This is a genomic window from Treponema maltophilum ATCC 51939, from assembly GCF_000413055.1.
GTDB classification, from domain to species: Bacteria; Spirochaetota; Spirochaetia; order Treponematales; family Treponemataceae; genus Treponema_C; species Treponema_C maltophilum.
In genome coordinates this window covers 1,305,027-1,327,370 of record NZ_KE332518.1, presented here as the reverse complement: position 1 = coordinate 1,327,370, position 22,344 = coordinate 1,305,027, and the positions used below count along the sequence as shown (strand labels likewise).

Here is a 22,344-nt window from a genome sequence, read left to right as displayed (position 1 = left end):
GAGAAATTATGGCTGAAGATATTTTGCGGGCGGCCGTCCCGATGGAAGAAGATCAGGACTTGAGTTTGCGCCCGAAATTCTTAAGCGATTTTTTAGGCCAAACGAAAATAAAAGACAATTTAAGCGTTTTTATAAAAGCGGCGCGCGAACGCTCGGAAAGCTTGGACCATTTGTTTTTAATCGGGCCGCCCGGTTTGGGGAAAACGACTCTTGCGCAAATTACCGCGCGGGAGTTGGGCGCCGACTTTAAAGTAACCAGCGCACCCGCCCTCGACAAGCCTAAAGACCTTGCGGGTATTTTATCCACGATAACCGAACGCACGGTTTTTTTTATCGACGAAATCCATCGGCTTAAACCCGCCATAGAAGAAATGCTGTACATCGCCATGGAGGATTACGAACTCGACTGGGTCATAGGGCAGGGGGCGGCCGCCCGGACGGTGCGCATTCCCATTCCGTCTTTTACCCTCGTCGGAGCGACGACAAAGGCAGGCATGGTTTCAAGTCCGCTTATAAGCCGTTTCGGAATCGTCCAGCGCTTCGGCTTTTACGAACGGAGCGAACTTGCCGCCATTATCAAACGCTCGGCCGAGATTTTACACATAGGAATCGACGAGGACGCCGCCTCCCTTATTGCCGACTGCTCGCGCGGAACGCCCCGCGTTGCAAACCGTATTTTGCGCCGTATGAGGGATTTTGCGCAGATTTTGGGAAACGGCCGCGTTACGAAGGCCGTCGCCGCAGCCGGTTTGGACAAACTCGAAATAGACGCTTTAGGCTTGGAACATTACGACCGCGCTATTTTGCGCTCGATTATAGAAAACTTCGGCGGAGGGCCGGTCGGCGCGGAAACCCTTGCGATTTCAATCGGCGAATCGGTAGACACGCTGGAAGATTATTACGAGCCGTATTTGATACAATCGGGATTGCTGCAGCGCACGCCGCGCGGGCGTACCGTTACCGACAAAGCATACGCTCATTTAGGGCTTCAAGGACACCCTTCTCATGCTGACGAAAGACTTTTATTTTGACCTTCCCGAACAGCTGATTGCCCAGCACCCGTCGGCAGTGCGCGGCGAAGACCGGCTTATGGTTTTGAACAAAGCCGACGGAAAAACGGCCGATTATATGATTGAAGATTTGCCCGATTTAATCGAAGAAGGCAGCCTTATGGTATTTAACAATTCGAAGGTGCGCCCGTCGCGTTGCTTTGCCCGAAAAATCGATTCGCTTTCGGTAAAGCCGGTTGAATTTTTATTGATCGAAAAAATAGGCGGCCGTTCCGTACAAACACATGCGGAACCGTCAAAATACCGTCTCAACGACGAACCGAAAGAACTGTGGCGCGCTATGGTAAAAAATGCAAAAAAACAGCGCACGGGGAACCGCTACCGCTTTTCCGACGGCACAATCGGCATCATCGTCGAAAGCGCCGAAGACGAAGGAACGGAATTCCGCGTTCTTGAGTTTTCGCGGCCCGAATTGGACGAAGCGTGGTTCGAACGCAACGGTCATATGCCCTTGCCGCCGTATATAAAAAGAGCCGACACGAGCGAAGACGCCGAGCGCTATCAAAATGTGTATGCGGCGGTTTCCGGTTCCATCGCGTGCCCGACCGCCGGCCTTCATTTTACCGAAAAGATTTTGCAGCGCTTAAAGGAAAAGGGCGTGCACATGTGCAGCTTGACGCTCCACGTCGGCTTGGGAACCTTTTTGCCCGTGCGTACCGAACGCATCGAAGACCACGCCATGCACGGTGAAAATTACACCGTCTCCGAACAAACCGCAGCGGCGGTCAATTCCGCAAAAAAAGAGGGAAGACCGGTGATTGCGGTCGGAACGACGTCCGTGCGCACGCTTGAATCGGCATGGAAAGACGGCCTGCTCAAAAGCGGGAGCGGCTCCACGCATATTTTTTTGTATCCGGGCTGCACCTTTAACGTTGTCGACCGCCTTATAACGAATTTTCATACGCCCGAATCGACGCTTTTAATGCTTGTAAGCGCCTTTGCCGGAAAAGAACGCATATTGAACGCTTATGCGCAGGCGGTCGAAAAACGCTACCGTTTTTTTTCCTACGGAGACGCCATGTACATCCGCTGAAAATCCTTTGTCCGAAATTACATAAGCATTTTAAGCGAATAGTGCAAGAGATTGGTATATTGATCTTTTAAAATCGGCGGGCACTGTTTTCCCTGTTTTGCCGCTTCTTCGTCGTACAAACGTTCGGCGGCTTGAAGCACGGTTTCGATGTCGTGCTCGTTTAAAGGCAGGCGTGAGCCGATGATGGAGTTTTCCAACTCGCGGCTGCGGATCGATACGGGACCGCAAAACGCCGATCGCATATCGCCTAAAATTCCTTTTGCCGTATCCGCCAAAAAGGTAAAAGACACCGAATGCGAATTTATCGTGTGTGCGGGCCCCAAACGGTGAAAGCGCGCCGCCGACCAATCCTGAACCGGTATGAGAATTTTCGAAAGCAAAAAACCTTGGGGCACGCTTTCGAATTTGGATACGGGAATTTGCAGCGTTTCGGCGGCGCTTTTAAATTCGAGCAGGGCGTCGAGCGCCAAAAGCGGCGCGTACAAAGTCATGTTATGCTTTATTCCGCAGATGTTGCCGCCGATTGTCGCCAAATTCCGGATATTGTAGGATGCGATCGAGAGAACGGCATCGTACAAAAAAGACGGAATGTACTTTTGCCCCAACTCCAAAATACGGTTTAAACTGACCGCGGAGCCGATGCCGATAAAGCGTTCTTTGCGGTCAATCGTTTGCAGTTCGGGTATGTGCTTTATAAAAAGCACCGAAGACGGAAGTTTTATTTTGGTGCCGCCGAGCGTCTGCTCACAGGAGGTACAGCCGGCAAGAACGCTCAGCGACGGAATGTTTTTAAGCTGCTGCAGCGCTTCATTCAGATTCGAAACGAAAAAAGTATCGCTTTTAACGTAGGCCATATCTGTTCCCCAATCTTTTTCTGCGTATGTCGGCTGCGGCGATAATACCCTTTACCAGCGATTCGTCTTCGGTGCAGGGGCACGAAAAAGTCCGCAAAAGTTCGGTGATCATTTTTTTATCGGGGCGCTGATTCAATTCGATGATTTCTTTTGCGGCAAAGATTCTTCCCGCATCGCAAAAGCCGCACAGTTTTATACCGTTTTTTTCGAAGGCTTGCGCGATGTCGGCGTACGAATCGCTTTGCATAAAATATTCGAGGGTTACGATGCTGCGGTCTTTTACGGCCGAAACGGGAATGAGGCAGGACGGAACCGGTTTGTCATCGAGGAGGACGGTGCTTGAACCGCAAAAGCCGTCGGTACAGCCGTCTTTTACCGAAAACAGCTTTAAACCGCGCAGCACCGACGCGAGGGTGCTGTCCGGTTCGCAGTCGACCGTCACCGATTTATGATTGATTTTCAGCGGTATGCGCACGATCTTCCTCCTTTTCCGTTTCTTTTACGGCATCGTATATCGTATTCGGGTTGATGGGAAAATCGGTCAGCCGTTTTTGCAGCGCTTGAGATACGGCGCTGCAGATTGCCGCAGGCAGCACGTCGAAGACCAGCTCGCCGATTTGTTTCGGTTCGGTTCCGCCCGGTACAAAGTTTACAAAGACGGCAGGTACCGGATTGGTTTGAAATTCTTCGGAACACGAAAAAAGGGCTTTAACGCATCGGTTGACGACGTGCTCCGCTTTGGAGTCGTATAAGATGGTTCCGCCGTCTATGCTGATCCAAACAGTGCGTACGCCGTAGGTATACGTTTTCGGGTTCAGTTCGATTTCGGCGGCTGCGGCGGCCCACGAAGCGGTGTAAAAGGGCGTACCGCCGAAAGACTCGTTGTCCCACACGTTTTTTTTGCCCGGCACAAAACTGCGTTTTACGCGTATCGGAAGGGGCTGGCGGAAACGGAGTTTTTGAATTGCGACGCAGCATTTTTTTACGAGCTGGGTCATAACGCTTATGTTGCTAACCATGGTTTCCGGCAGTTCGCTTTCTTCAGTCCGGGGGCTTGCGTCGATTGTAACCGATTTTACGGGAATCGATAAAAGTTCGGCGGCTATGTTTTTCCAAATGCTCGAAACGGTTGCCGACGGCGCGTTCGCGTAGATAACGGCGCTTCCGTCCTTTTCCATTGAAACTTCCAAACTTTGTTTTAACGAATCGATTTCGGTGCCCAAAAAACCGCTTCCTTCGTATGCGCATGCAAAACCGATGCCGCGTACCGGCACGGATGAAAATAAAGATTCGGCCTTATATGTGTTCAATTTATAGGCGGCGTGTTTGCGGTAAAAATCGCTTTTTTGCACAACGTCGTTTATAACGTTGCATGCAGGTGTCGTTTCGAATCGGAGCGGAAAATCTTTTTGCAGATCTTTTCCGGCGTTTATATTGCGTAAGCGCACGTCTACCGAATTTAAATTCGCAAGGCGGGCCAATTCCTGTATCTGCGATTCCATCGCGTAAAATCCGTGGTAATCGGCCCAGCTCAATGACGGGGAGCCGCCGCTCGTGTGCGAGCGGTAGGCAAGGGCTTCGACGCTGAGGTTTTGTATTTTGTACATATTCGTACACGAAACGGCGAGCCTGTCTACAAGCGGCGCGATGAACGGATTAAAGGCGCCCGCGTCGATTTCAATGCGCATAGATGCGGCGGTTATGACGCCTTCGCTGTCTATTGCCGTTTTATGCCGGATCTTTACCGGAAGCGGCTTTTCGATATACAAAAGCTGTTCGCTGCGCGAAAGCCGTAGTAAAACGTTTTGCTTGGAAAGGAGAGCGGCGATGGCGCATTGAACGCTTAAAGCGGTATTGTGCCAGGGCGAATTTTTATGCGAAAAGGGAACGTTCGTTTTATACAGCTGAATGTGTGACTTGTCGAGGTTCAAAGCCGACGACATGTTCCGATACAGATGACTTGTCCAGCACGTCGGCGTATACAGGCTCAGCGTTTTTCCCTGCACGCGGCAAAAAGCGCCGTCCGTTTCCGCGCAGGAGGGAAGCTGCAGGTTGAGGCAATACGTTTTATCCGCTTTTAGTTTCGCGTTTTTCCACGCGCGTTCAAAATTGCCGAATCCGTATTTCCGGGAAGCCAAAACTTCTTTTTCTTTTTCGTCGGGAATGGCGCGCGTGTATGTAATGTTCAGCTCGGACAAAAGGCGTAACAGAACGCCGTAATCGGGCCCGACAAGAATTCCGACGGGCTCTCCTTCGTACGAAATATTTTCGGAAGCAAAGACGGGAAATTCCGCTTCGAATGTGTGCACGGCGTTTTCGCCGGGAATGTCTTTTGCCGTAAACAGGCTGTAGCCTTCGGGCAAGGAGGCGTGCTCTATCGAACGTATTGTTCCGTCCGGAACCGGACTTCTTACCAAAACGGCGCTCAGAAAAAAGTCTTCCGGCCTGTCGCCGTAAAACGAATTCGAATCGTATATTTTTACCGATTTGTCAGAGTCAAACTTCATAATTGTTTTTACCGATTTCCGTAACCGTTTTTATTACCCGGTCGACCGCTTCTTCACTCATGCCGGGCCACAGGGGTAAAGTTATCGTCGATTCGTATTGTTTTTGCGCGTGGGGAAAATTGGCGGCGTTCAGTCTGTAGCGCTTTTTGAAAAAAGTAAAATAAAAATGCGGAATAAAATGTACCGAAATGTTGATTCCCTTTTGCTGCAAAAGGCGACAGAATTCGTCCCGATTGATCGACAGTTTTTGTGCCCGTATGCGCAGCAAGTACAAGTGCCACGCATTGCCTTCGCCGTCGGGCGGACATTCCAAAAAATCGCAGTTTTTAAAAGCGGCTGTATAGCGGGCTGCGATTTTTTTGCGTTCTTCAAAGAGCGTTCGGGCTTTTTTAAGCTGTTCGCGCCCTATGGCGGCTAAAATGTCGGGCATATTGCATTTAAAACCCGATTCGACGACGTCGTACAACCACGACGCGTTATTCGACGTGTAGCGGTCCCATACGTTGCGGTCGATGCCGTGCATGCGCAAAGTGCGTACCGTATCGGCTATTTTTTTATCGTTTGTGCAAAGCATTCCGCCTTCGCCGGTTGTAATCGTTTTTGTCGCATAAAACGAAAAAACGCCCGCATCGCCCAAGGTGCCCGCATAGCCTTCGGCCGTTTCCGACGGAAAAGAGTGCGCCGCATCTTCTATGATTTTTACGCCGTAGGAATCGGCAAGCTTTTTTATCTCTTTCATATTACACAAATTGCCGGCGATATGGATCGGCACGATCGCGCGGATGGAGCGGTCTTTTTTGAGCTTTTGTTCTATTTGTTCGGGATCTATGCCGTAGCCGTTTTTTTCAATATCGGCGTATACGATACCGCCGCCCAAATGCAGGGCCGAGGTCGCCGTGGATACAAAGGTGTAGGGGCTGGTAAGAATCTTCGTTCCTTCGCGAATACCGCAGGATGCCATTGCAAGCATGAGACCCGAAGTTGCGCTGTTGACCGCCAAAGCATAGGTACAGCCGACATAGTCGGCAAATTCTTTTTCAAAGGCGAGGGTTTCTTTGCCGGTCGTAAGCCAGCCGGAACGCATAACGCGCAAAACGGCCTGTTCTTCTTCCTGCCCGATTGAAGGCAAAAAAAACGGAACGGATTCGGCATTTTCAGAGTTTATCATGGTACGCATCCTTAAAAGAGGGAATCGCTTCAGTCAGAATTTCCAAAAGTTTACTGCGGCTGCGATAAACGTCTTTCGGTCCTTCTACGCATATAGGATACAGCTTTTTTAATAACTTGTCTAAGGGAAAAGAGCCTTGTGAACAGTTTAATTTAAGAATTTTCGGATGTTCCGTCGGCTCGGGATTTTCTTCTTTTGTCCACAGCGGCTCTTCGAGTCGCTCGCCGGGACGTAAACCGATATAGCGGATGGCGACATCGGTTTCCGGCTCCAAGCCCGAAAAACGGATAAACTGGCGCGCTATGTCTTCTATTTTTATCGGATCTCCCATATCCAAAAGGTAGGAAGCCGCGTTTATGCCGACACCGCCCGTTTTTAAAACAAGGGAACAGGCTTCGGGGATCGTCATAAAAAAACGCTTCATGTTCGGATCGGTTACGGTAAGCGGGCCGCCCGTTTTCAGCTGTTCGGCGAACAGGGGCAAAATGGAGCCGCGCGAGCCGAGCACGTTGCCGAAGCGGACGAACATATAGGCGCCCGGAATCTGTATGTTTCGGGCGGTTTCGAGCACCAGTTTTTCACACAGCATTTTCGATACGCCGTATACGGAAACCGGCTCTACGGCCTTGTCGGTCGATATGAGCACAAAGCGTTCGACGCCGTTTTCGGCCGCCGCATCCAAAAGGTTTTTGGTACCGAACACGTTGTTTTCCATAACGGCGACCGGATTTTCTTCCATAAGCGGCACGTGTTTATACGCCGCGCAGTGAAAAATAACGGATGCCTGTAATTTTGAAAGAATATAGCGCATGTATTCGCGGTTTTTCAAATCGCCTATAACAGGAACAACAACGGCTTTTTCGCCGATTCCTTCTTTTTGCAAAATATGCAATTCTTTGTCGATTTGGTAAATCGAATTTTCACCGTGCCCGAAAAGATACAGACGCTGTGCGCCGCCGGAAAGCAGTTGGCGCGCAAGTTCCGAGCCGATTGAGCCGCCGGCTCCCGTTATGAGGACGCGCTTGCCGCGCAGGTACGCCAAGCTTTCTTTGAGCGAAACGGTAACGGGCGTGCGTCCCAAAACGTCGAGCGGGTCTATTTCACGCGCTTGAACCAAGTGGGCGCTTCCGTCGATAATTTGCGACAAAGCCGGAAGTATTTTAATGCGGCTGAAGCCGGCTTTGGTAAGCGTTTCGTATACTTTTTTTATGCGCTCTTTTGAAGCCGACGGCATCGCAATAATAGCTTCGTCGCGGTCGGTATGCCGCAAAAACGAAATGAATTGGTCGATGGGGCCGAGTACGGGAATGTTGTCGACGGTTTTTCCGATGAGGTCCGGATCGTCGTCTATAAAGGCGGCGATTTTCCCGAAGATTTTTTTTCGGTTGATTTCCGCGGCGATCATTTGTCCGGCAAAACCTGCGCCGATGATGTAGATATATTTACCGCTGTAATTCATTCGGGTTTTCCTCCAAAACATCAAAGGCAAGATCGATCAAAAAAGTTTCTTTTGCAAAATCGAGCGATATTTTCGCCCGGCGCTTACGCTTGTCCACTTTTACGATAAAACCTTCCAAACCCTGCATCGGGCCGGATTTAACGACAATGCGGTCGTCTTTATCGAAGCTTACGACGGACGTATCGGCTACGGCGCCGAAACTTAAAAAATGCTGCAAAACCGACAAATCGTGTCCCGTTATCGGCGTAATTTCTTTATTATTTTTTAAAAACCGCGTAAAATCGCGCGTACTGCGCATAACGGCAAAAAGTTCCGGATCGATTGTTTCGGCGGCGACGAAAATATAACCGGGAAAAATCGGGCGTATTTCGTCCGTCGTTTTTCCCATGCGCCGTATACTCAATCTTCGTTTGGGAAACATAAAGTCCTGTTTGTCGGCGCGGAAGCTCAAATAATCGTTCAGCCTTTGTATGTAAGCATCTTCTTTTAAAGTCCGCACTTGCACCGCAAAATATTTCATACGCCGTTATGATACTACAAAAGTTCTCTTTCTTCAATCGCACTTTTTTTGCTAATCCCGGCCTAAAAAAAACCGACAATAAAATAAGGGGAATAATGTGAGAGCGGGAACGCGTTTTTTTATTTGCATGATTTTTTTATTGACTGCATCATCCTTTTCGTTCGCATCTTCGGTGAGCGTTTTTATGTGCCAAAAAGACGGCGGAACCGAATCGCTGCGCGCGGCAACCGTTGAAATCGAAAACGGCGTACTCGACACCTTATTCGACAGGGGATATATCGTTTCGAGCGTTGCAGCCGCAAAAACCGGCTCCGATTTTGACGAAGCGGCCTCCAAAGCGCTGCAAAACAGCGCCGAAGGATTTTTCGATTTTATGGTGCAAATTACGGTTCGGTATACCGATTCCGTTCCCGAAAATCCGTCAAAAATCGTTTTCTCCGACATACAAAGCATAGAATGGCGCATCGTGCGCATAAAAAATAACGCGTGCATAGCGGAAAAAATGCAGATGCTTGAAGATAAGTACGAAGGCGAAACCGACCTGCGCGCGGTAAAGCGTGTCGCTTCGGAACTCGGTTCATCCATTGTAAAAGCGCTGCGGACGGCACGCTGAGAGGTTCATATGATACAAAAGACGATTACGAAAATAGCCGCTTCGGTTTTGTTTTTTTTGCTTTTTGTTTCCGCTTCCAAGCCCTCGCTTGACGGCAGGGCGGTGGTCGCGCCGCAGGGAGAATTGCCGCCCGGTTTGTACGTAAAATCAGCCGCGTTTTTGCCCGGCGATACGGTGTTGATTACGAATCCCGCCGCAAAGGTAAGCATCGAGGCTTTGGTTTTTGCAAGCTTCAGCGCATCCGACGGTATTGCGGTCGTTTTGTCGCCCGAAGCGGCAAAGCTGCTCTTTATCGAACGCGGCTCGAACAGTATCGTTCAGGTTACGAAAAACGGCGGCGATATGGAGCTTTCCGTTTTATCCAAAGCCTATGACGCGCTGCCCTTGAACGAAGAACCCGCGGTGGAAGCGGTCGGCGCAATCGAAGACGCTCAGCCGGAGCTGCCGGTTGCAGTTGCCGAAGCTCAAGCTGCCGAAACGGAAGATACGGGCGTTTTTACGCCCTTTGCCGAACAAGGCAGTGAAGAAGTTGAACAGCCCCAGATTGCCGAATCGGATGAAGTTTTGCCCGAGCCGGACGAAGCTCCCGCGGAAGTTGCCGCCGCCCCCGCTGCCGAAGAAGAAAGCGCCGAGACTGAAATTCCTGCCGACATCGAAGACAAAAACGAAGAAACGGCGCTTGCCGAAGTTCAACCGGCCGAGGCGGAAGAAGCACCTGCCGAGGAAGTTCCTGCGGAAATCGCCGCGGCTGATGAAGTGCCGGCTGAAAGCGAAGAAGTTACGGAGGATATCGTAGAAGTTGCCGCTGCTCCCGCTGCCGAAGAAGAAAGCGCCGAGCCTGAAATTCCTGCCGACATCGAAGACAAAAGCGAAAAATCGGCGCTTGTCGAAGCCCAACCGGCCGAAACGGAGGATGTGCCTGCCGAGGAAGTTCCTGCGGAAATCGCCGAGGCGGAAGAAGTTTTACCCGAGCCCGACGAAGCTCCCGTGGAAATCGCCGCAGCCGATGAAGCGCCGGCTGAAAGCGAAGAAGTTACACACGAGGCCGAAGAACCCGTAAACGAGCCGAATGTTTTAATTGCCGCCGAGGACAATCCGCCCGAGAATACCGAAAGCGTATTCGACGAACCGATTGTCGAAACTGCCGTTGCGAACGATACCGACAATACGGAAACGCTGCCGGATTATTTTGCGCATGTTCAGGAAGTCCCTCAGGAAGTGTCTGCGGAGCCCGTGCCTGTGGAAACGCCGCATACAAAGGCAATCGATTCAAACGCTTTTGCGGCGCGGAACGAAAATCTTGAGCGCTACATTATTCAAAACGTGCGGGAATTCGGCAAAGGCACCTATTGCATTCAGCTTGCGACGTACAAAGACCCTGCGAACATTGCCGGTTTTATCGAAAAATATGCCGACAAATATCCGGTCCGCCTTGCTTCTTCGGAAAAAATCGGCGGCGCATACCAAGTGCTTATAGGCCCGCTCAATAAAGACGAGTATCCGGTTGTGTTAAAGCGCTTTGTTGCGTGGGGCTTTAAAGACGCCTTTTTGCGCGAAATACGCTGAAATAAGTCTGAAAAGCAAGTTTATAAATACGAAAGAACGCTTATACGTTAAGGCGCGCCCGCATGCGTCGTGGTTGAGCTTTTAGGGTAAAATCACGTTTCAAAACCGTACCTCCTGTACGGTTTTGAACTCGGGTTTTAGGCACAAGCCTAAAACTCGCACACATACAACTTGTCCGGTGTTCTGCCGGAACCAAAGCACCGCATATCTCGTCTCGGAAGAATTGTGCCGACATGGATGTCGGAGAAGCTTTAAATATGCGAGTTTATGCGGCGTATAAACTCGGAGTAAGAATTGTACAGGACGTATAATTCTTACTCGCCTCGCGGTCGTGCCTTATCCTATGACTGTACATTCTGAATAACGTCAAAACCTTGCCGTTTCAGCCTAATAACCTGTTTTATATAACGGTGTTGTCGGGGATGACGGCGTTTTTCTTTATGACAATAATGCCGTCCGACACCAAATACTGAGGCGTTTCGCCGTCCGCGACGGGGCCCCGGCAGCCGATGCTGCAGTTATCGCCGATACGCGCGTTTTTATCGATAATCGCCCGTTTTATGTGCGTATTGCAGCCGATTCCTATGTCGGGGATGCCTTTTGCGCGGTTTTCCTGCTTTTGAGAAACCGTTTCGTAAAAGTCCGCGCCCATGCACACGACGCCTTCCAAAGTCGAATTCCGCTCGATAATGCTGCGAATCCCGATAACCGAATCTATAATGGACGCTTCGGTTATAACGCAGCCTTCGCTTGCAATACAGCGGGTCATATGGGCGTAATTCGCTTTTGACGGGGGGAGGTTGCGCGGTTCGGTAAAAATGGGATTGTTTTCATCGTAAAAGTTGAACCGCGGCGTAACCGCCGCAAGGTCGAGCGTCGCATCGTAAAAACTGCGGATCGTACCGATATCTTCCCAATAGCCGTCGTAAATATATGAAAACACTTTGTACCGTTTTAAAGCTTCGGGAATCACTTCGCGGCCGAAATCGGTATAGTCGTTGTCCAATGATTTTTCGAGCACATCGGCATTGAAAATATAGATTCCCATCGAGGCAAGATAATCTTTGCCCTGTACGGCGCCCGGCGTTCTGCTTTCATCGGGAATTATCCAATCGCTTATGTCCGCGTCGGGGGCGGGTTTTTCCATAAATTCGGTTATGTTGCGGTCTTTGTTTATTTTCATAATGCCGAAGCCCGAAGCGTCGGCGCGGTTTACGGCGGTCGTCGCAATCGTTATTTCCGCCTTGTTTTCCAAATGATATTGCAGATACGCGTTCAAATCCATTTGATATAATTGATCGCCGGAAAGAATGATGTAGTGGGTGGGCTTGCGCGTTTTAAAATGGACAAAGTTTTTGCGCACCGCGTCGGCGGTTCCTTCGTACCAGCCGGAATGTTCGAGCGTTTGTTCCGCGGCAAGAATTTCGACAAAGCCTTGCGAAAAGCGGTCGAAGTTGTAGGCCGCCGTAATATGCATATGAAGCGAAGCCGAATTGAATTGGGTAAGCAAATATATTTGTTTAAAATTCGAATTGATGCAGTTTGAAATCGGAATATCGACAATCCGGTGATTGCCTCCGAAGGGAACGGCCGGCTTTGAACGTTCTTTTGTAAGCGGATACAATCTGCTTCCTTTTCCGCCGCCGAGAATAATTGATAATACTTTAGGCACTCTAAACTCCTTGCCCGCAGGGCACACTATTTGTACTGGTTTCATTATACAATCAGTTCAAAAAAAATACAAATTCTTTTTTTTTATAAACGCTCATTACAAAACCGAAATATCCGTAAGTACTGCTTTAATTCCTCTGCCGTAATTTTCGCAGTATAAAATAACACAGGCCGCAGATAAAGTATAAAACGGCGGCGGTAAAAAAAACGCCGGGTACGTTTATAAAAACCGAACACATACCTCCGGCCGTAAAACATAAGATGCTTAAAAGATAAAATAAACTCTTTTTTAAATCGCTTTTCTTTTTGTCGCCTTCCGCTTTGCCGCGAAATACGCTTCCCAAACACAGGGCCGCGTCCGTCAAATAACCGGTAAAGTGGGCGGTACGGATTAAAATTCCCTTGTAGAAAATAAACATACCGTTTTGTATTCCCAAAACAAGGCATATAAAAAGGGTACTCGGCATGGCGGCGGTATTAAAGACTCCGAGATACATAAATACGAGGGAAAAACTCATCAGAAGGATCCCGTAGCGTTTTGAAAATTCAAAGTTTTTTTCATGAAAAAGCAAACCCGAAATAAAGGCACCCGTAAAAAACGAAGCGGGCAAGGTCAATATATGCAAGGCGGAATGAATATTCAATCGCGACAATTCGACGGCCGCGCGGGTGAGGTTGCCCGTATGATGGCTTAAAGCGCTTGCATACGCTAAAACGCCCGTTCCGTTTAAAAGCCCCGAAACAAAGGTAAGTGCGGCTATCCATATTAAAATAAAAACACTGTTTGTTTTCATGCAACGATACTAATACGATATTACGATAAAAACAAGCCGTTGCTTGATAAGATATAGCGCTATATGATATGCTGTCTTTTATGGAAGTAACGTCGTATGATTTTGCCTTTTCGCGCCGTAAGGTGCTGAAACAAAAGATTTTTCTTATCGCGTGCATTTTTATACTGGTGCTGATCGGTTTGCAGCTTTTATTCCGTTTTATTATTTGTCCGGTGTCGGTATCGTCGTCTTCCATGGCGCCCGGCATCGAAAAAAACTCGGCTTTATTTATAATCCCGCTCGGCACGGGCCGTCCCGACTTTTTTAACGTAAAAAGCGTAAAACGGGGCGAAATCGTCCGCATCGCATCGGCTTTTCCGTCCGAAAAAAACTTTTTTCAAAAGTCCGCCGGTTTTATCGTGTCGATGCTGACTTTCCGCCGCATCCGTCCCTTTTACCGCAGCGAATCGGGTGCCGAAGAAGGCTTGTTCCGCCTCATCGGGCTTCCGGGCGATACGCTGTATATGGACGATTATATCGCGTATATAAAAGAGCGCGGAAGCACGCATTTTTTAACCGAATTCGAACTTTCATCTTCCGACTACAACGTTAAAACCGATATTTTGCCCGAAGCGTGGGATACTTCGATGGGCGCCCAAGGCAAAACGGACGAGCTTGTGCTTAAAGCGGGCGAATACTTTGTGCTGTGCGACAACCGCGTTTCGGCCTTCGATTCCCGCTTGGCGGGACCCGTTTCCGAACGGAGAATAACCGGCAAAGCGATTGTGTGCTATTATCCGTTCGGAAACATAAAAAGATTGTTCTGATGTATCTTTATGTGCACATTCCGTTTTGCAGATCGAAGTGTTCGTACTGCGATTTCTTTTCGCTTCCGATCGGAAGCGGCGCAGTTCCCGATTCGTATATCGATGCCCTGCTTGCCGAAGCCGCGTATAAGAAAAAACTGCACCGGATAAAAAACTGGACGACCGTGTACATAGGCGGCGGCACACCGAGTTTGCTGTCGGCTTTTCAGCTGAAAAAACTGTGTGCCGGTTTGTTTGCCCTGTGCCCGCCCGTAAGCGGAGCCGAAATAACGCTTGAAGTAAACTGCGCCGACATCGCCGAAAAAAATGCGCGCGGTTTTTCCGATTATCTTGAAAGCGCTTCGGCCGCGGGAATCAACCGTATTTCAGCCGGCATTCAAAGCCTCGACGCTTCGGTTTTGCGCTGTATAGGCCGGCGTTCTTCCGCATCGGAAACCGTGAGCGCTTTGGAAAACTTGCGCCTTTGGCGCGCAGCCGGAAAAGGCCGGCGCTGTTCATGCGATCTTATCGCGGGACTTCCGCTGCTCGGCACTCAAAAATTCAAAGAAGGGCTTTCGCAGGTACTTTTTTATGCGCCCGACCACCTGTCGTTGTATTCCCTTATGATCGAAAAAGGAACCGAACTTGAGCGCACAATTTCTTCCGGCGCTCTCGCCTGGGACGCCGATTGTGCCGACGAACAGTGGCTCGAAGGAAAAAAGTTGCTTGAAGATTCGGGCTATGTTCAGTACGAAGTGTCGAATTTTGCAAAAAAAGGGTTTGAAAGCCGCCACAACTGCGCGTACTGGCGCATGGAAGATTACGAAGGAATCGGTTCGGGTGCCGTCGGCACAGTAAAGGACTTTCGCTATGCAAACACAAAAGATATTGCGTCGTACACCGCGTTTTGGACGGACGAAAAAAAAATCTTCCGCTCCGAAATTTCCCGTTCCGAAATCCCGCAAAGCATATGCGCCTCCGAACATTTAAGCGAAAAAGACCGTATCCTCGAGTTTTTAATGATGGGCCTTCGCATGCGCGAAGGGATAAGTTCGCGCGAATTTTCCCGCAGGTTTTCGCTCCCGCTCGAAGACGTTATCGGAACGGTGTTTGCGTGCTGGGCGGGCAGGGGGCTTGCCGAAAAGTGCGGTGAAAGATACCGTTTGACCGGCGAAGGACTTCTTTTTTTAAACGATTTTCTTACCGAGCTGGCATAAACCGCCCTTACCTTATTCGTATAAACCGTTCAGCTTTCTGTACAGCGCATTGAGCCGTTCTTTTTGTTCGGCGCTCAAAGAATCCGATGTTTCGTCGATAAGTACTTCCAAACTCGAAAGGCTCGCGTCCAGGGCGCCGATAAAGTTTTTGGTAATCTTAAACCAATAGGTGCCGCGGCCGTCGGTTTGCAGGGCGGCAAAGCCCAAGTCTTTGCCGTTTTTTTTGAGCGGCAAAGTACGCAAAATAAGGGGCAGCGATTCGAAAAGCAGGGAAAGCTGCGTTTCAACGCGGATATTGTCCTTTTTGAATCGATCGTCTTTGAGCGGCGCAAGATCCAATTCTTTAACGGCTTTTAAAGCAATGCCCAGCCGCTCGCCCGACAGCAGGCTGTACGGGCCGCAGCTTACTTTTACGCGCAGTTTTCCCGCCTGCGCAAGGCGTCCCGGATTTTCGGGCGCGGCGGCGGCTTTTTGCAAAAGTTCCAATGGGGCGATAAGATATTTTTTGCCTTTGATTTTTTGAATTTCGAACGCGGTGCCGCCTATCGTAACGCTTTCGCCCGCTTGGTCGGCTTTATCGGCCCGGTCTTTCCGATCGGTTTGCGGCGTCGCAAGATGCGCGCTTGCAGTCCTCGCCGAACCGCGTTTTCCGGCCGTGCGCGAAAGCCGTTCTCTTATCGTATCGCTTAAGCGCGACAAAATCGAAACGGTCAGCGGCGATACGGACATTGCGAACATGCGCGACGTTTTAACGATTTCGCCTGCAACAATGTACAAAGGATCCGCGCGGAACATACACGAGCCGGGATGAATTTGGATGTGCTCGGCCGTTAAGCTTTTATAGTTTTCTCTTTTTTCGCGGATACACACAAACTGAATCATGCCGGATGCAATGCAGGTTAAATAGTCGTCCGGATCGCCGCCCGAGAGTATGGGCAGCCCCAAGCCGGAAACGATTTGCTCAAGCTGCTCTTTTATGTTTGCGATTTCGGCCATAACGCGTTCGTCAAGATAGCCGTTTTCGCAAAAACGGCTTTTGTTTTTTGCAGCCGAATACGCGTTGAATATTTTTACGTACGACATAAAATCACCGCGCATATCGCGGAATGCGTGATGGGCTTTACGCGCATCGCTTTCTTCTCCCGGAGGAAGCACAAAGGGCGATTGCGCCGACAAAAAAGCTGCGGCGATCAGCACTTCGTGCATAACGTCCGGATACTTCAAAACGGCTTCCACGATGATACGGCTTTGGCGCGGCATAAGCGGGAAGGCCGCCATCAGGGTGCCGATTTTGGAAAGGCTGTTGTCGCTTTCCAAGGCGCCGAGCATGTTGAGCGTTTCGATGCCGCCGATAAGGCCTTCGCGGCCGGGCGCCGAAATAAATTCAAAACGTTCAAAATCGCGGATTCCCAATTCGGCCATGCGCAAAACGACTTCGCACAAATCGGTGCGGTAAATTTCTTCCATCGTGTAAAGACTGCGGCTTTCGTAATCTTTTTTCGAGTACAGGCGGTAACATACGCCGCTTTGCGTTCGTCCGGCGCGCCCCTTGCGTTGGTTACACGACGCCTTCGATACGAGCGTTTCGTTTAAGCTTGACGTAAAGGTGCGCGGATTGTAAAAATTCAGCTTTGCCAAGCCGCTGTCGATAACGGCCGTAATGCCGGGAATCGTTAAGCTCGTTTCGGCTATATTCGTCGACACGATAACCTTTTTGCGGCCGAAAGGAGGATTCATAAAAACCCGCTCCTGTTCTTCTTTTGCAAGCCTGCCGTACAGGGGAATCAAAAAAATGCGGCGCGAAAAGGGCGCTTTGCTTAATCGGTGAATGCAGTCTTTAATGATTTTTTCACCGGGCAAAAAACACAAAACGCTCCCGTCGTACTTACTGTCCAAAATCCGGCCGATCGTTTCTTCGATTTTTGCAAGCAAAGCGTCGGTCGAACTTAACGTTGCCGTGCTTGCGGGAATCGCCGGCGGATCGTAGACAATCGTTACCGGGTAGGTGAGCGTATCGATCGTTACAACCGGACAATCGTCAAAATAAGACGAAAAGGCTTCGGCATTCATTGTCGCCGACGATATGATGACTTTAAGTTCCGGCCGCTGTTTGAGAACGCGCTTTAAAAGACCGAGCACAAAGTCGATGTTTAAACTGCGTTCGTGCGCTTCGTCCACCATGATAACCGAATAGCGCGACAGCATGGGATCGAGCTTCATTTCCTGCAGCAAAATGCCGTCGGTCATGATTTTTATGCACGTGGAAGAATCGGTTTTGTCTTCAAAGCGCATTTTGTAGCCGACGACTCCCGGATACGTGCAGTTGAGCTGCTTTGCGATAAATTCGCTTACCGAAAGAGCGGCAATGCGGCGCGGCTGCGTAACGGCGATCGCTCCTTTGTCGGCATAGCCCGCTTCGTATAAAATAACCGGAAGCTGCGTGGTTTTTCCCGAACCGGTCGGACTTTGCACGACAACCGCTCGGTGCGTTTGCAGAGCTTTGAGTATAAGCTCCTTGTGTTCATAGACGGGCAGGGTGCGGTAATCTAAGGCCATGTTATTTCTCCTATTTGCCGCATAAGAGAAAGACGCTTTGCGTAATAGGCGGCCAGTTTTTTATTTTGACGGCCGATAAAATCTTCGGTCAGCCTTTTTATAACGTAGTTCGACTTTTCGTCGGCGTGTGTCACGATAATTTCGGTTTGTATGTTTTCGATTGAAAGTGTGCTCGCTGCAGCGCTTGCGTGCGCGTCCGTGTTTGTGCTTGCGTGCGCTTGTTTTAATTCCATGCTGAAAATAACGCCCGTTCCCGTGTATTCGTACGGATGCGCGGGATCCGCAAAATTGATGGGAATGTTTTGTCCGGAAATCGTATTACCTGCACCGTACATGATGAATTTGACGGTTTTGCCGTTCGCATCGACGATGCGTTCCCACGGCTTTGTTACGTGCGAGTGGTTTGCCCAAATGATGTCGACTCCCGTATTTAAAAGTTCGTAAAAATAATCGCGCCGCGCTTTTGTTACGCCGAGTACGTATTCCGGATCGCTTACGTGAATACTGAGTATAAACGCATCGCATTCGTGTGCGCGGCGTAATTCGGTAAGGCTTTTTTTTAACGCGGCCTTTCCCTTCGGCGAATCGGGATAAAAATCGAACAAAGCGGTTTGAATGTTCGAATTGACGATTTCGGTAACGGCGGCAAAAAGAATTTTCCATCCCTGCACGTCGATCAGCGCATAGCTGAGTTCGTTCGAATTGCCGTGTTTTAAACCCGCACTGTATACGTTTTGCTTTTGCAGCTCTTTAAAACAGGCGGCCGTACCTTCGATTCCTTCTTTTCCCTGATCGTTTGTATGATTGTTCGCCAACGAAAATACGTTAAATCCGGCGTTTACGGCCGCTTCGACATATTCGGTATGCACATTAAAACAGGGATAGGTTTGATACGGGCGCTTGTCGCACACGGGCGTTTCCAAGTTGGCAAAGGCCAAATCGCGCGAACTTAAAAGCGGCACGATGTCTTCGTAGATAAGATTGTAGTCTTTCATGCGGTAATTGACCGAATGCGCCATAATATCTCCGGCAAAGGCAAGATACAACGGCTGCTGCTTTATCGGCGGTTCGAGCAGAGCCGCTGCGTTTTTTGCGCCGGGCTCGGCGGCCCCGTCCGTGCGTACGCTTTGCGCATCGGTCTGAAATGATTTGCACGAAAATGCGTCGAAAAAAGCGATGACGGTACAGAGGAGAGCCGCGCACAGGTACAAAATCTTTTTCATATGCGTTAAGTATACATTGACAGCTGTTTTTTTTCAATGTACAATATAAAGATATTTCTAAGAAGGAGAAAACATTTTCATGACAAAGAAAAAGTTTGTCTATTTTTTCGGCGCCGGAAAAGCCGAAGGCTCCGCGTCCATGAAAGACGGACTCGGCGGTAAGGGCGCTAACTTAGCTGAAATGACGAATTTGGGTATTCCCGTTCCCCCGGGATTTACCATTTCAACCGAAGTTTGCAAGTTATATTACGAAAACGGAAAAAAATACCCCGATTCGCTTGAAGGGGAAGTCGCCGAACACCTCGGCCGGCTTGAAAAACTGATGGGGAAAAAACTCGGCGATGCCGACGATCCGCTTTTGGTATCGGTGCGCTCGGGTGCGGCTCAGTCCATGCCGGGCATGATGGATACGATTTTGAACCTCGGTATGAACGATAAAGCGGTTGAAGGTTTGTCGAAAAAGACGGACAATCCCCGTTTTGCATGGGACGCGTACCGGCGCTTTATTCAAATGTTCGGCGATGTGGCCATGGGCGTTCCTGCCGAAAGTTTTGAAAACGCGCTGGACGACATAAAGGTGTCCAAGGGGGTAAAACTCGATACCGAACTCAACGCCGACGACTTAAAAAAACTTGTCAGCCGCTATAAAGAAATCTATAAAAAGAACACGGGAAAAGATTTTCCGCAAAATCCCGTCGAACAAATGTGGGGCGCGATAAACGCGGTATTCGGTTCGTGGATGAACGAACGCGCAATAAAATACCGCGCACTCAACAGCATCCGCGGTCTTGCCGGAACGGCCGTCAATATTCAGTCCATGGTTTTCGGTAACTTCGGCGACGATTCGGGTACGGGCGTATGCTTCAGCCGCGACCCGTCCACCGGCGAAAATAAATTCTACGGCGAATATTTGATGAACGCTCAGGGTGAAGACGTCGTTGCCGGCATCCGCACTCCCGAAACCATCGAAAAACTTGCCGGCGAAAATAAAGAAGTGTATGCCGAGTTGGTGCGCATCCGCGACCGCCTCGAAAAACACTACCGCGATATGCAGGATATGGAATTCACCGTTCAGCAGGGCAAACTCTTTATTTTGCAGACGCGAAGCGGAAAAAGAACCGGGCAGGCCGCGGTACGCTGCGCCGTCGATATGGTTGAAGAAAAACTTATCGATAAAAAAACGGCCGTTACGCGCGTTTCTCCCGACCAACTTGACCAGCTTTTGCATCCGAGGATCGATCCTGCCGCAATCAAAAACACCAAGCCTCTTACGAAAGGTTTGAACGCTTCTCCGGGAGCCGCTTGCGGCCAGATTGTATACACCGCCGACGAAGCCGATTCGTGGGTACAAAAAGGCCATAAGGTTATCTTGGTGCGCAAAGACACGAGCCCCGAAGATATTACCGGCATGGTCGTTTCCGAAGGTATTTTAACCGCAACCGGCGGTATGACAAGCCATGCGGCCGTTGTTGCGCGCGGCATGGGAACTCCCTGCGTATGCGGCGCTTCCGAAGTGCTGTTTTCGAACGGCGAAGTATTCATCAACGGAAAAGCCTTTGAACGCGGCGATTTTATCACGATCGACGGTTCCACCGGCTGCGTGTATGAAGGCCAGCTTCCGCTTATCGATTCGGAAATTTCGGACCGCTTGAACACGTTCTTAACGTGGTGCGACGAAATCCGTACCGCTTCCGTGCGTACGAACACGGGCGGCAAAGCCATTAAAGGCTTCAGCGTCCGCGCAAACGCCGATCAGCCTTCCGATGCGAAGCACGCGTTCGATTTCGGCGCCGAAGGCATCGGCTTGTGCCGCACCGAACACATGTTCTTCGACCGCGATAAACTGATTCATTTCCGCGCGATGATCGCATCCGATACGCAGGAGCAGCGCCGCGAAGCTTTGGCGAATATTTTGCCGCTGCAAAAAAAAGACTTTATCGGTATTTTCGAAGCGATGAACGGCCGGCCCGTAACCATACGGCTTTTGGATCCGCCGCTGCACGAATTTATTCCGCACACGCAAACCGAACGCGAAGAGCTTGCGCAGATTATGCATATCGATTTGGAAAAACTGAATGCAAAGCTGGACGCCCTGCACGAAATGAACCCGATGCTCGGCCACCGCGGCTGCCGTTTGGCGATCACCTATCCGGAAATTTACGAAATGCAGGTTGAAGCCATCGCGCTTGCCGCCGCCGATTGTATGAAGCGCAAAATCGCCGTACAGCCGGAAATTATGATTCCGATTGTCTGCGACAATGACGAATTGGAAATTATCCGCGGACAAGCCGAAGCGGTCATTCAAAAGGTATTCGATCAGGAAAAAGTAAAGTTCGACGTAAAAATCGGTTCGATGATAGAAGTGCCCAGAGCGGCGCTCCTTGCCGATAAGCTCGCCGAATACGCGGACTTTTTCAGCTTCGGTACGAACGACTTAACGCAGATGACCTTTGCGTTCAGCCGCGACGACGCCGGAAAATTTCTTACTTCGTATTTGGTAAAAGACGTCCTGATGGCCGATCCGTTTAAAACGCTCGACGAAGAAGGCGTCGGAGAACTCATAAATATTGCCCGCACCAAATCGCGGGCACGAAAGCCCGACTTAAAGCTCGGCATTTGCGGCGAGCACGGCGGAGATCCGGATACCATCGATTTTTGCTACCGCGCCGGATTAAACTATGTTTCCTGCTCACCTTACCGCGTACCCGTCGCCCGTTTAGCCGCCGCCCAAGCGGTTATCCGCAACGGCTGATAGCGCCCTTAACGGTACTGACGGTTAAGATGAGGCTGTCCGAAAACCGAAGTTTTCGGGCGGTTTTCTTAAAATAACAAGGACTGCTTTCAATCCGAAGGCAGTCCTTTTTTTTGCGGGAATCCTATAAAATCAATACAAAGGTTCCGGCCGTTATGAGTAAACCGCCGATGAGGGTTTTTGCGTTTATCTGTTCGTGCAGGACGATAAACGAAAGAAAAATAGTCAATACGACGCTGAATTTATCGATGGGGACGACTTTAGAAACGGGACCGCGCTGAATCGCAGCAAAATAAAAAAGCCACGATAAACCCGTTGCGAGGCCGGAAAGGGCTAAAAAAAGCCAATTTTGTCCCGTCAGCGTTTTTATGCCGCGGAAGGTGCCCGTTGTCAGTACAATCGTCCATGCAAGGAAAAGCGCGACCAATGTTCGAAGCGCCGTAGCGAGATTCGAGTCGACGCCCTTCATGCCGATTTTTGCCAAAATCGACATTGCCGCGGCGCACACTGCCGAAAGAAGGGCAAACAGCTTCCACATAGCCGCGCTTTTCCCGGC

Annotated in this window: 18 protein-coding genes; 7 read left to right on the top strand and 11 right to left on the bottom strand. The window is 50.0% G+C overall.

Annotated features, from left to right (window positions below; translation table 11 throughout):
• The first annotated feature begins 8 nt into the window (after positions 1 to 8).
• Complete coding sequence (ruvB, locus tag HMPREF9194_RS06035) at positions 9 to 1,031, top strand: Holliday junction branch migration DNA helicase RuvB (RefSeq protein ID WP_016525493.1); 1,023 nt, start codon at positions 9 to 11, stop codon at positions 1,029 to 1,031.
• The gene (queA, locus tag HMPREF9194_RS06030) at positions 1,006 to 2,103 is read left to right on the top strand and encodes a tRNA preQ1(34) S-adenosylmethionine ribosyltransferase-isomerase QueA (protein ID WP_016525492.1); all 1,098 of its coding nucleotides are present in this window, start codon (positions 1,006 to 1,008) and stop codon (positions 2,101 to 2,103) included. Before ruvB ends, queA begins: the two co-directional genes overlap by 26 nt.
• Positions 2,104 to 2,120: 17 nt before the next feature.
• Here queA and HMPREF9194_RS06025 read toward each other — a convergent pair whose 3' ends face one another.
• Genes HMPREF9194_RS06025 through loaP form a run of 6 tightly spaced genes read right to left on the bottom strand, consistent with a single transcriptional unit; the run spans position 2,121 to position 8,611 of the window.
• Positions 2,121 to 2,957, bottom strand: a complete 837-nt coding sequence (locus tag HMPREF9194_RS06025; RefSeq protein WP_016525491.1) for an FAD binding domain-containing protein — start codon at positions 2,955 to 2,957, stop codon at positions 2,121 to 2,123.
• Positions 2,944 to 3,432, bottom strand: a complete 489-nt coding sequence (locus tag HMPREF9194_RS06020) for a (2Fe-2S)-binding protein (protein WP_016525490.1) — start codon at positions 3,430 to 3,432, stop codon at positions 2,944 to 2,946. The genes HMPREF9194_RS06025 and HMPREF9194_RS06020 overlap by 14 nt, the downstream gene beginning before the upstream one ends.
• The gene (locus HMPREF9194_RS06015) at positions 3,404 to 5,464 is read right to left on the bottom strand and encodes a xanthine dehydrogenase family protein molybdopterin-binding subunit (protein ID WP_016525489.1); all 2,061 of its coding nucleotides are present in this window, start codon (positions 5,462 to 5,464) and stop codon (positions 3,404 to 3,406) included. Before HMPREF9194_RS06015 ends, HMPREF9194_RS06020 begins: the two co-directional genes overlap by 29 nt.
• Positions 5,454 to 6,632 carry a DegT/DnrJ/EryC1/StrS family aminotransferase gene (locus tag HMPREF9194_RS06010; protein ID WP_016525488.1) on the bottom strand — a complete coding sequence of 393 codons (1,179 nt, stop codon included), beginning with the start codon at positions 6,630 to 6,632 and terminating at the stop codon, positions 5,454 to 5,456. Before HMPREF9194_RS06010 ends, HMPREF9194_RS06015 begins: the two co-directional genes overlap by 11 nt.
• Entirely contained in the window at positions 6,619 to 8,091 is a 1,473-nt protein-coding gene (locus HMPREF9194_RS06005) for a polysaccharide biosynthesis protein (protein ID WP_016525487.1), read from the bottom strand. Before HMPREF9194_RS06005 ends, HMPREF9194_RS06010 begins: the two co-directional genes overlap by 14 nt.
• Positions 8,075 to 8,611: an antiterminator LoaP gene (gene loaP, locus HMPREF9194_RS06000; RefSeq protein WP_016525486.1), complete on the bottom strand. Its 537-nt coding sequence runs from the start codon at positions 8,609 to 8,611 to the stop codon at positions 8,075 to 8,077. Before loaP ends, HMPREF9194_RS06005 begins: the two co-directional genes overlap by 17 nt.
• A gap of 97 nt (positions 8,612 to 8,708) precedes the next feature.
• Between loaP and HMPREF9194_RS05995 the strand changes: the two genes are divergently transcribed.
• Entirely contained in the window at positions 8,709 to 9,224 is a 516-nt protein-coding gene (locus tag HMPREF9194_RS05995) for a hypothetical protein (RefSeq protein WP_040846222.1), read from the top strand.
• Positions 9,225 to 9,233: 9 nt separating this feature from the next.
• Positions 9,234 to 10,790 (top strand): SPOR domain-containing protein, encoded by a 1,557-nt coding sequence (locus HMPREF9194_RS05990; RefSeq protein ID WP_016525484.1) that lies wholly within the window; start codon positions 9,234 to 9,236, stop codon positions 10,788 to 10,790.
• Between the two features lie 400 nt (positions 10,791 to 11,190).
• Here HMPREF9194_RS05990 and HMPREF9194_RS05985 read toward each other — a convergent pair whose 3' ends face one another.
• Together HMPREF9194_RS05985 and HMPREF9194_RS05980 are read right to left on the bottom strand one after the other, a co-directional pair.
• A complete protein-coding gene (locus tag HMPREF9194_RS05985; protein WP_016525483.1) occupies positions 11,191 to 12,462 on the bottom strand; it encodes a glucose-1-phosphate adenylyltransferase in 1,272 nt (423 codons plus the stop codon).
• Positions 12,463 to 12,589: 127 nt separating this feature from the next.
• Positions 12,590 to 13,255, bottom strand: coding sequence for a YoaK family protein (locus HMPREF9194_RS05980; RefSeq protein WP_016525482.1), 666 nt, complete (start codon positions 13,253 to 13,255; stop codon positions 12,590 to 12,592).
• A gap of 80 nt (positions 13,256 to 13,335) precedes the next feature.
• On the opposite strand from HMPREF9194_RS05980, the gene lepB reads away from it, so the two are divergent.
• The gene (lepB, locus tag HMPREF9194_RS05975; protein WP_169558726.1) at positions 13,336 to 14,061 is read left to right on the top strand and encodes a signal peptidase I; all 726 of its coding nucleotides are present in this window, start codon (positions 13,336 to 13,338) and stop codon (positions 14,059 to 14,061) included.
• Positions 14,061 to 15,257: a radical SAM family heme chaperone HemW gene (gene hemW, locus HMPREF9194_RS05970; protein ID WP_016525480.1), complete on the top strand. Its 1,197-nt coding sequence runs from the start codon at positions 14,061 to 14,063 to the stop codon at positions 15,255 to 15,257. The genes lepB and hemW overlap by 1 nt, the downstream gene beginning before the upstream one ends.
• 12 nt (positions 15,258 to 15,269) lie before the next feature.
• Here hemW and HMPREF9194_RS05965 read toward each other — a convergent pair whose 3' ends face one another.
• Together HMPREF9194_RS05965 and HMPREF9194_RS05960 are read right to left on the bottom strand one after the other, a co-directional pair.
• On the bottom strand, positions 15,270 to 17,813 hold the full coding sequence (locus tag HMPREF9194_RS05965; RefSeq protein WP_016525479.1) for a helicase-related protein: 2,544 nt from the start codon (positions 17,811 to 17,813) through the stop codon (positions 15,270 to 15,272).
• Positions 17,804 to 19,036, bottom strand: coding sequence for a CapA family protein (locus HMPREF9194_RS05960; RefSeq protein WP_016525478.1), 1,233 nt, complete (start codon positions 19,034 to 19,036; stop codon positions 17,804 to 17,806). Before HMPREF9194_RS05960 ends, HMPREF9194_RS05965 begins: the two co-directional genes overlap by 10 nt.
• Before the next feature lie 79 nt (positions 19,037 to 19,115).
• Here HMPREF9194_RS05960 and ppdK point away from each other — a divergent pair, with 79 nt between their 5' ends.
• A complete protein-coding gene (ppdK, locus tag HMPREF9194_RS05955) occupies positions 19,116 to 21,788 on the top strand; it encodes a pyruvate, phosphate dikinase (RefSeq protein WP_016525477.1) in 2,673 nt (890 codons plus the stop codon).
• A gap of 124 nt (positions 21,789 to 21,912) precedes the next feature.
• On the opposite strand, the gene HMPREF9194_RS05950 is transcribed toward ppdK, so the two are convergent.
• The gene (locus tag HMPREF9194_RS05950; protein ID WP_016525476.1) at positions 21,913 to 22,326 is read right to left on the bottom strand and encodes an EamA family transporter; all 414 of its coding nucleotides are present in this window, start codon (positions 22,324 to 22,326) and stop codon (positions 21,913 to 21,915) included.
• Between the last annotated feature and the right edge of the window lie 18 nt (positions 22,327 to 22,344).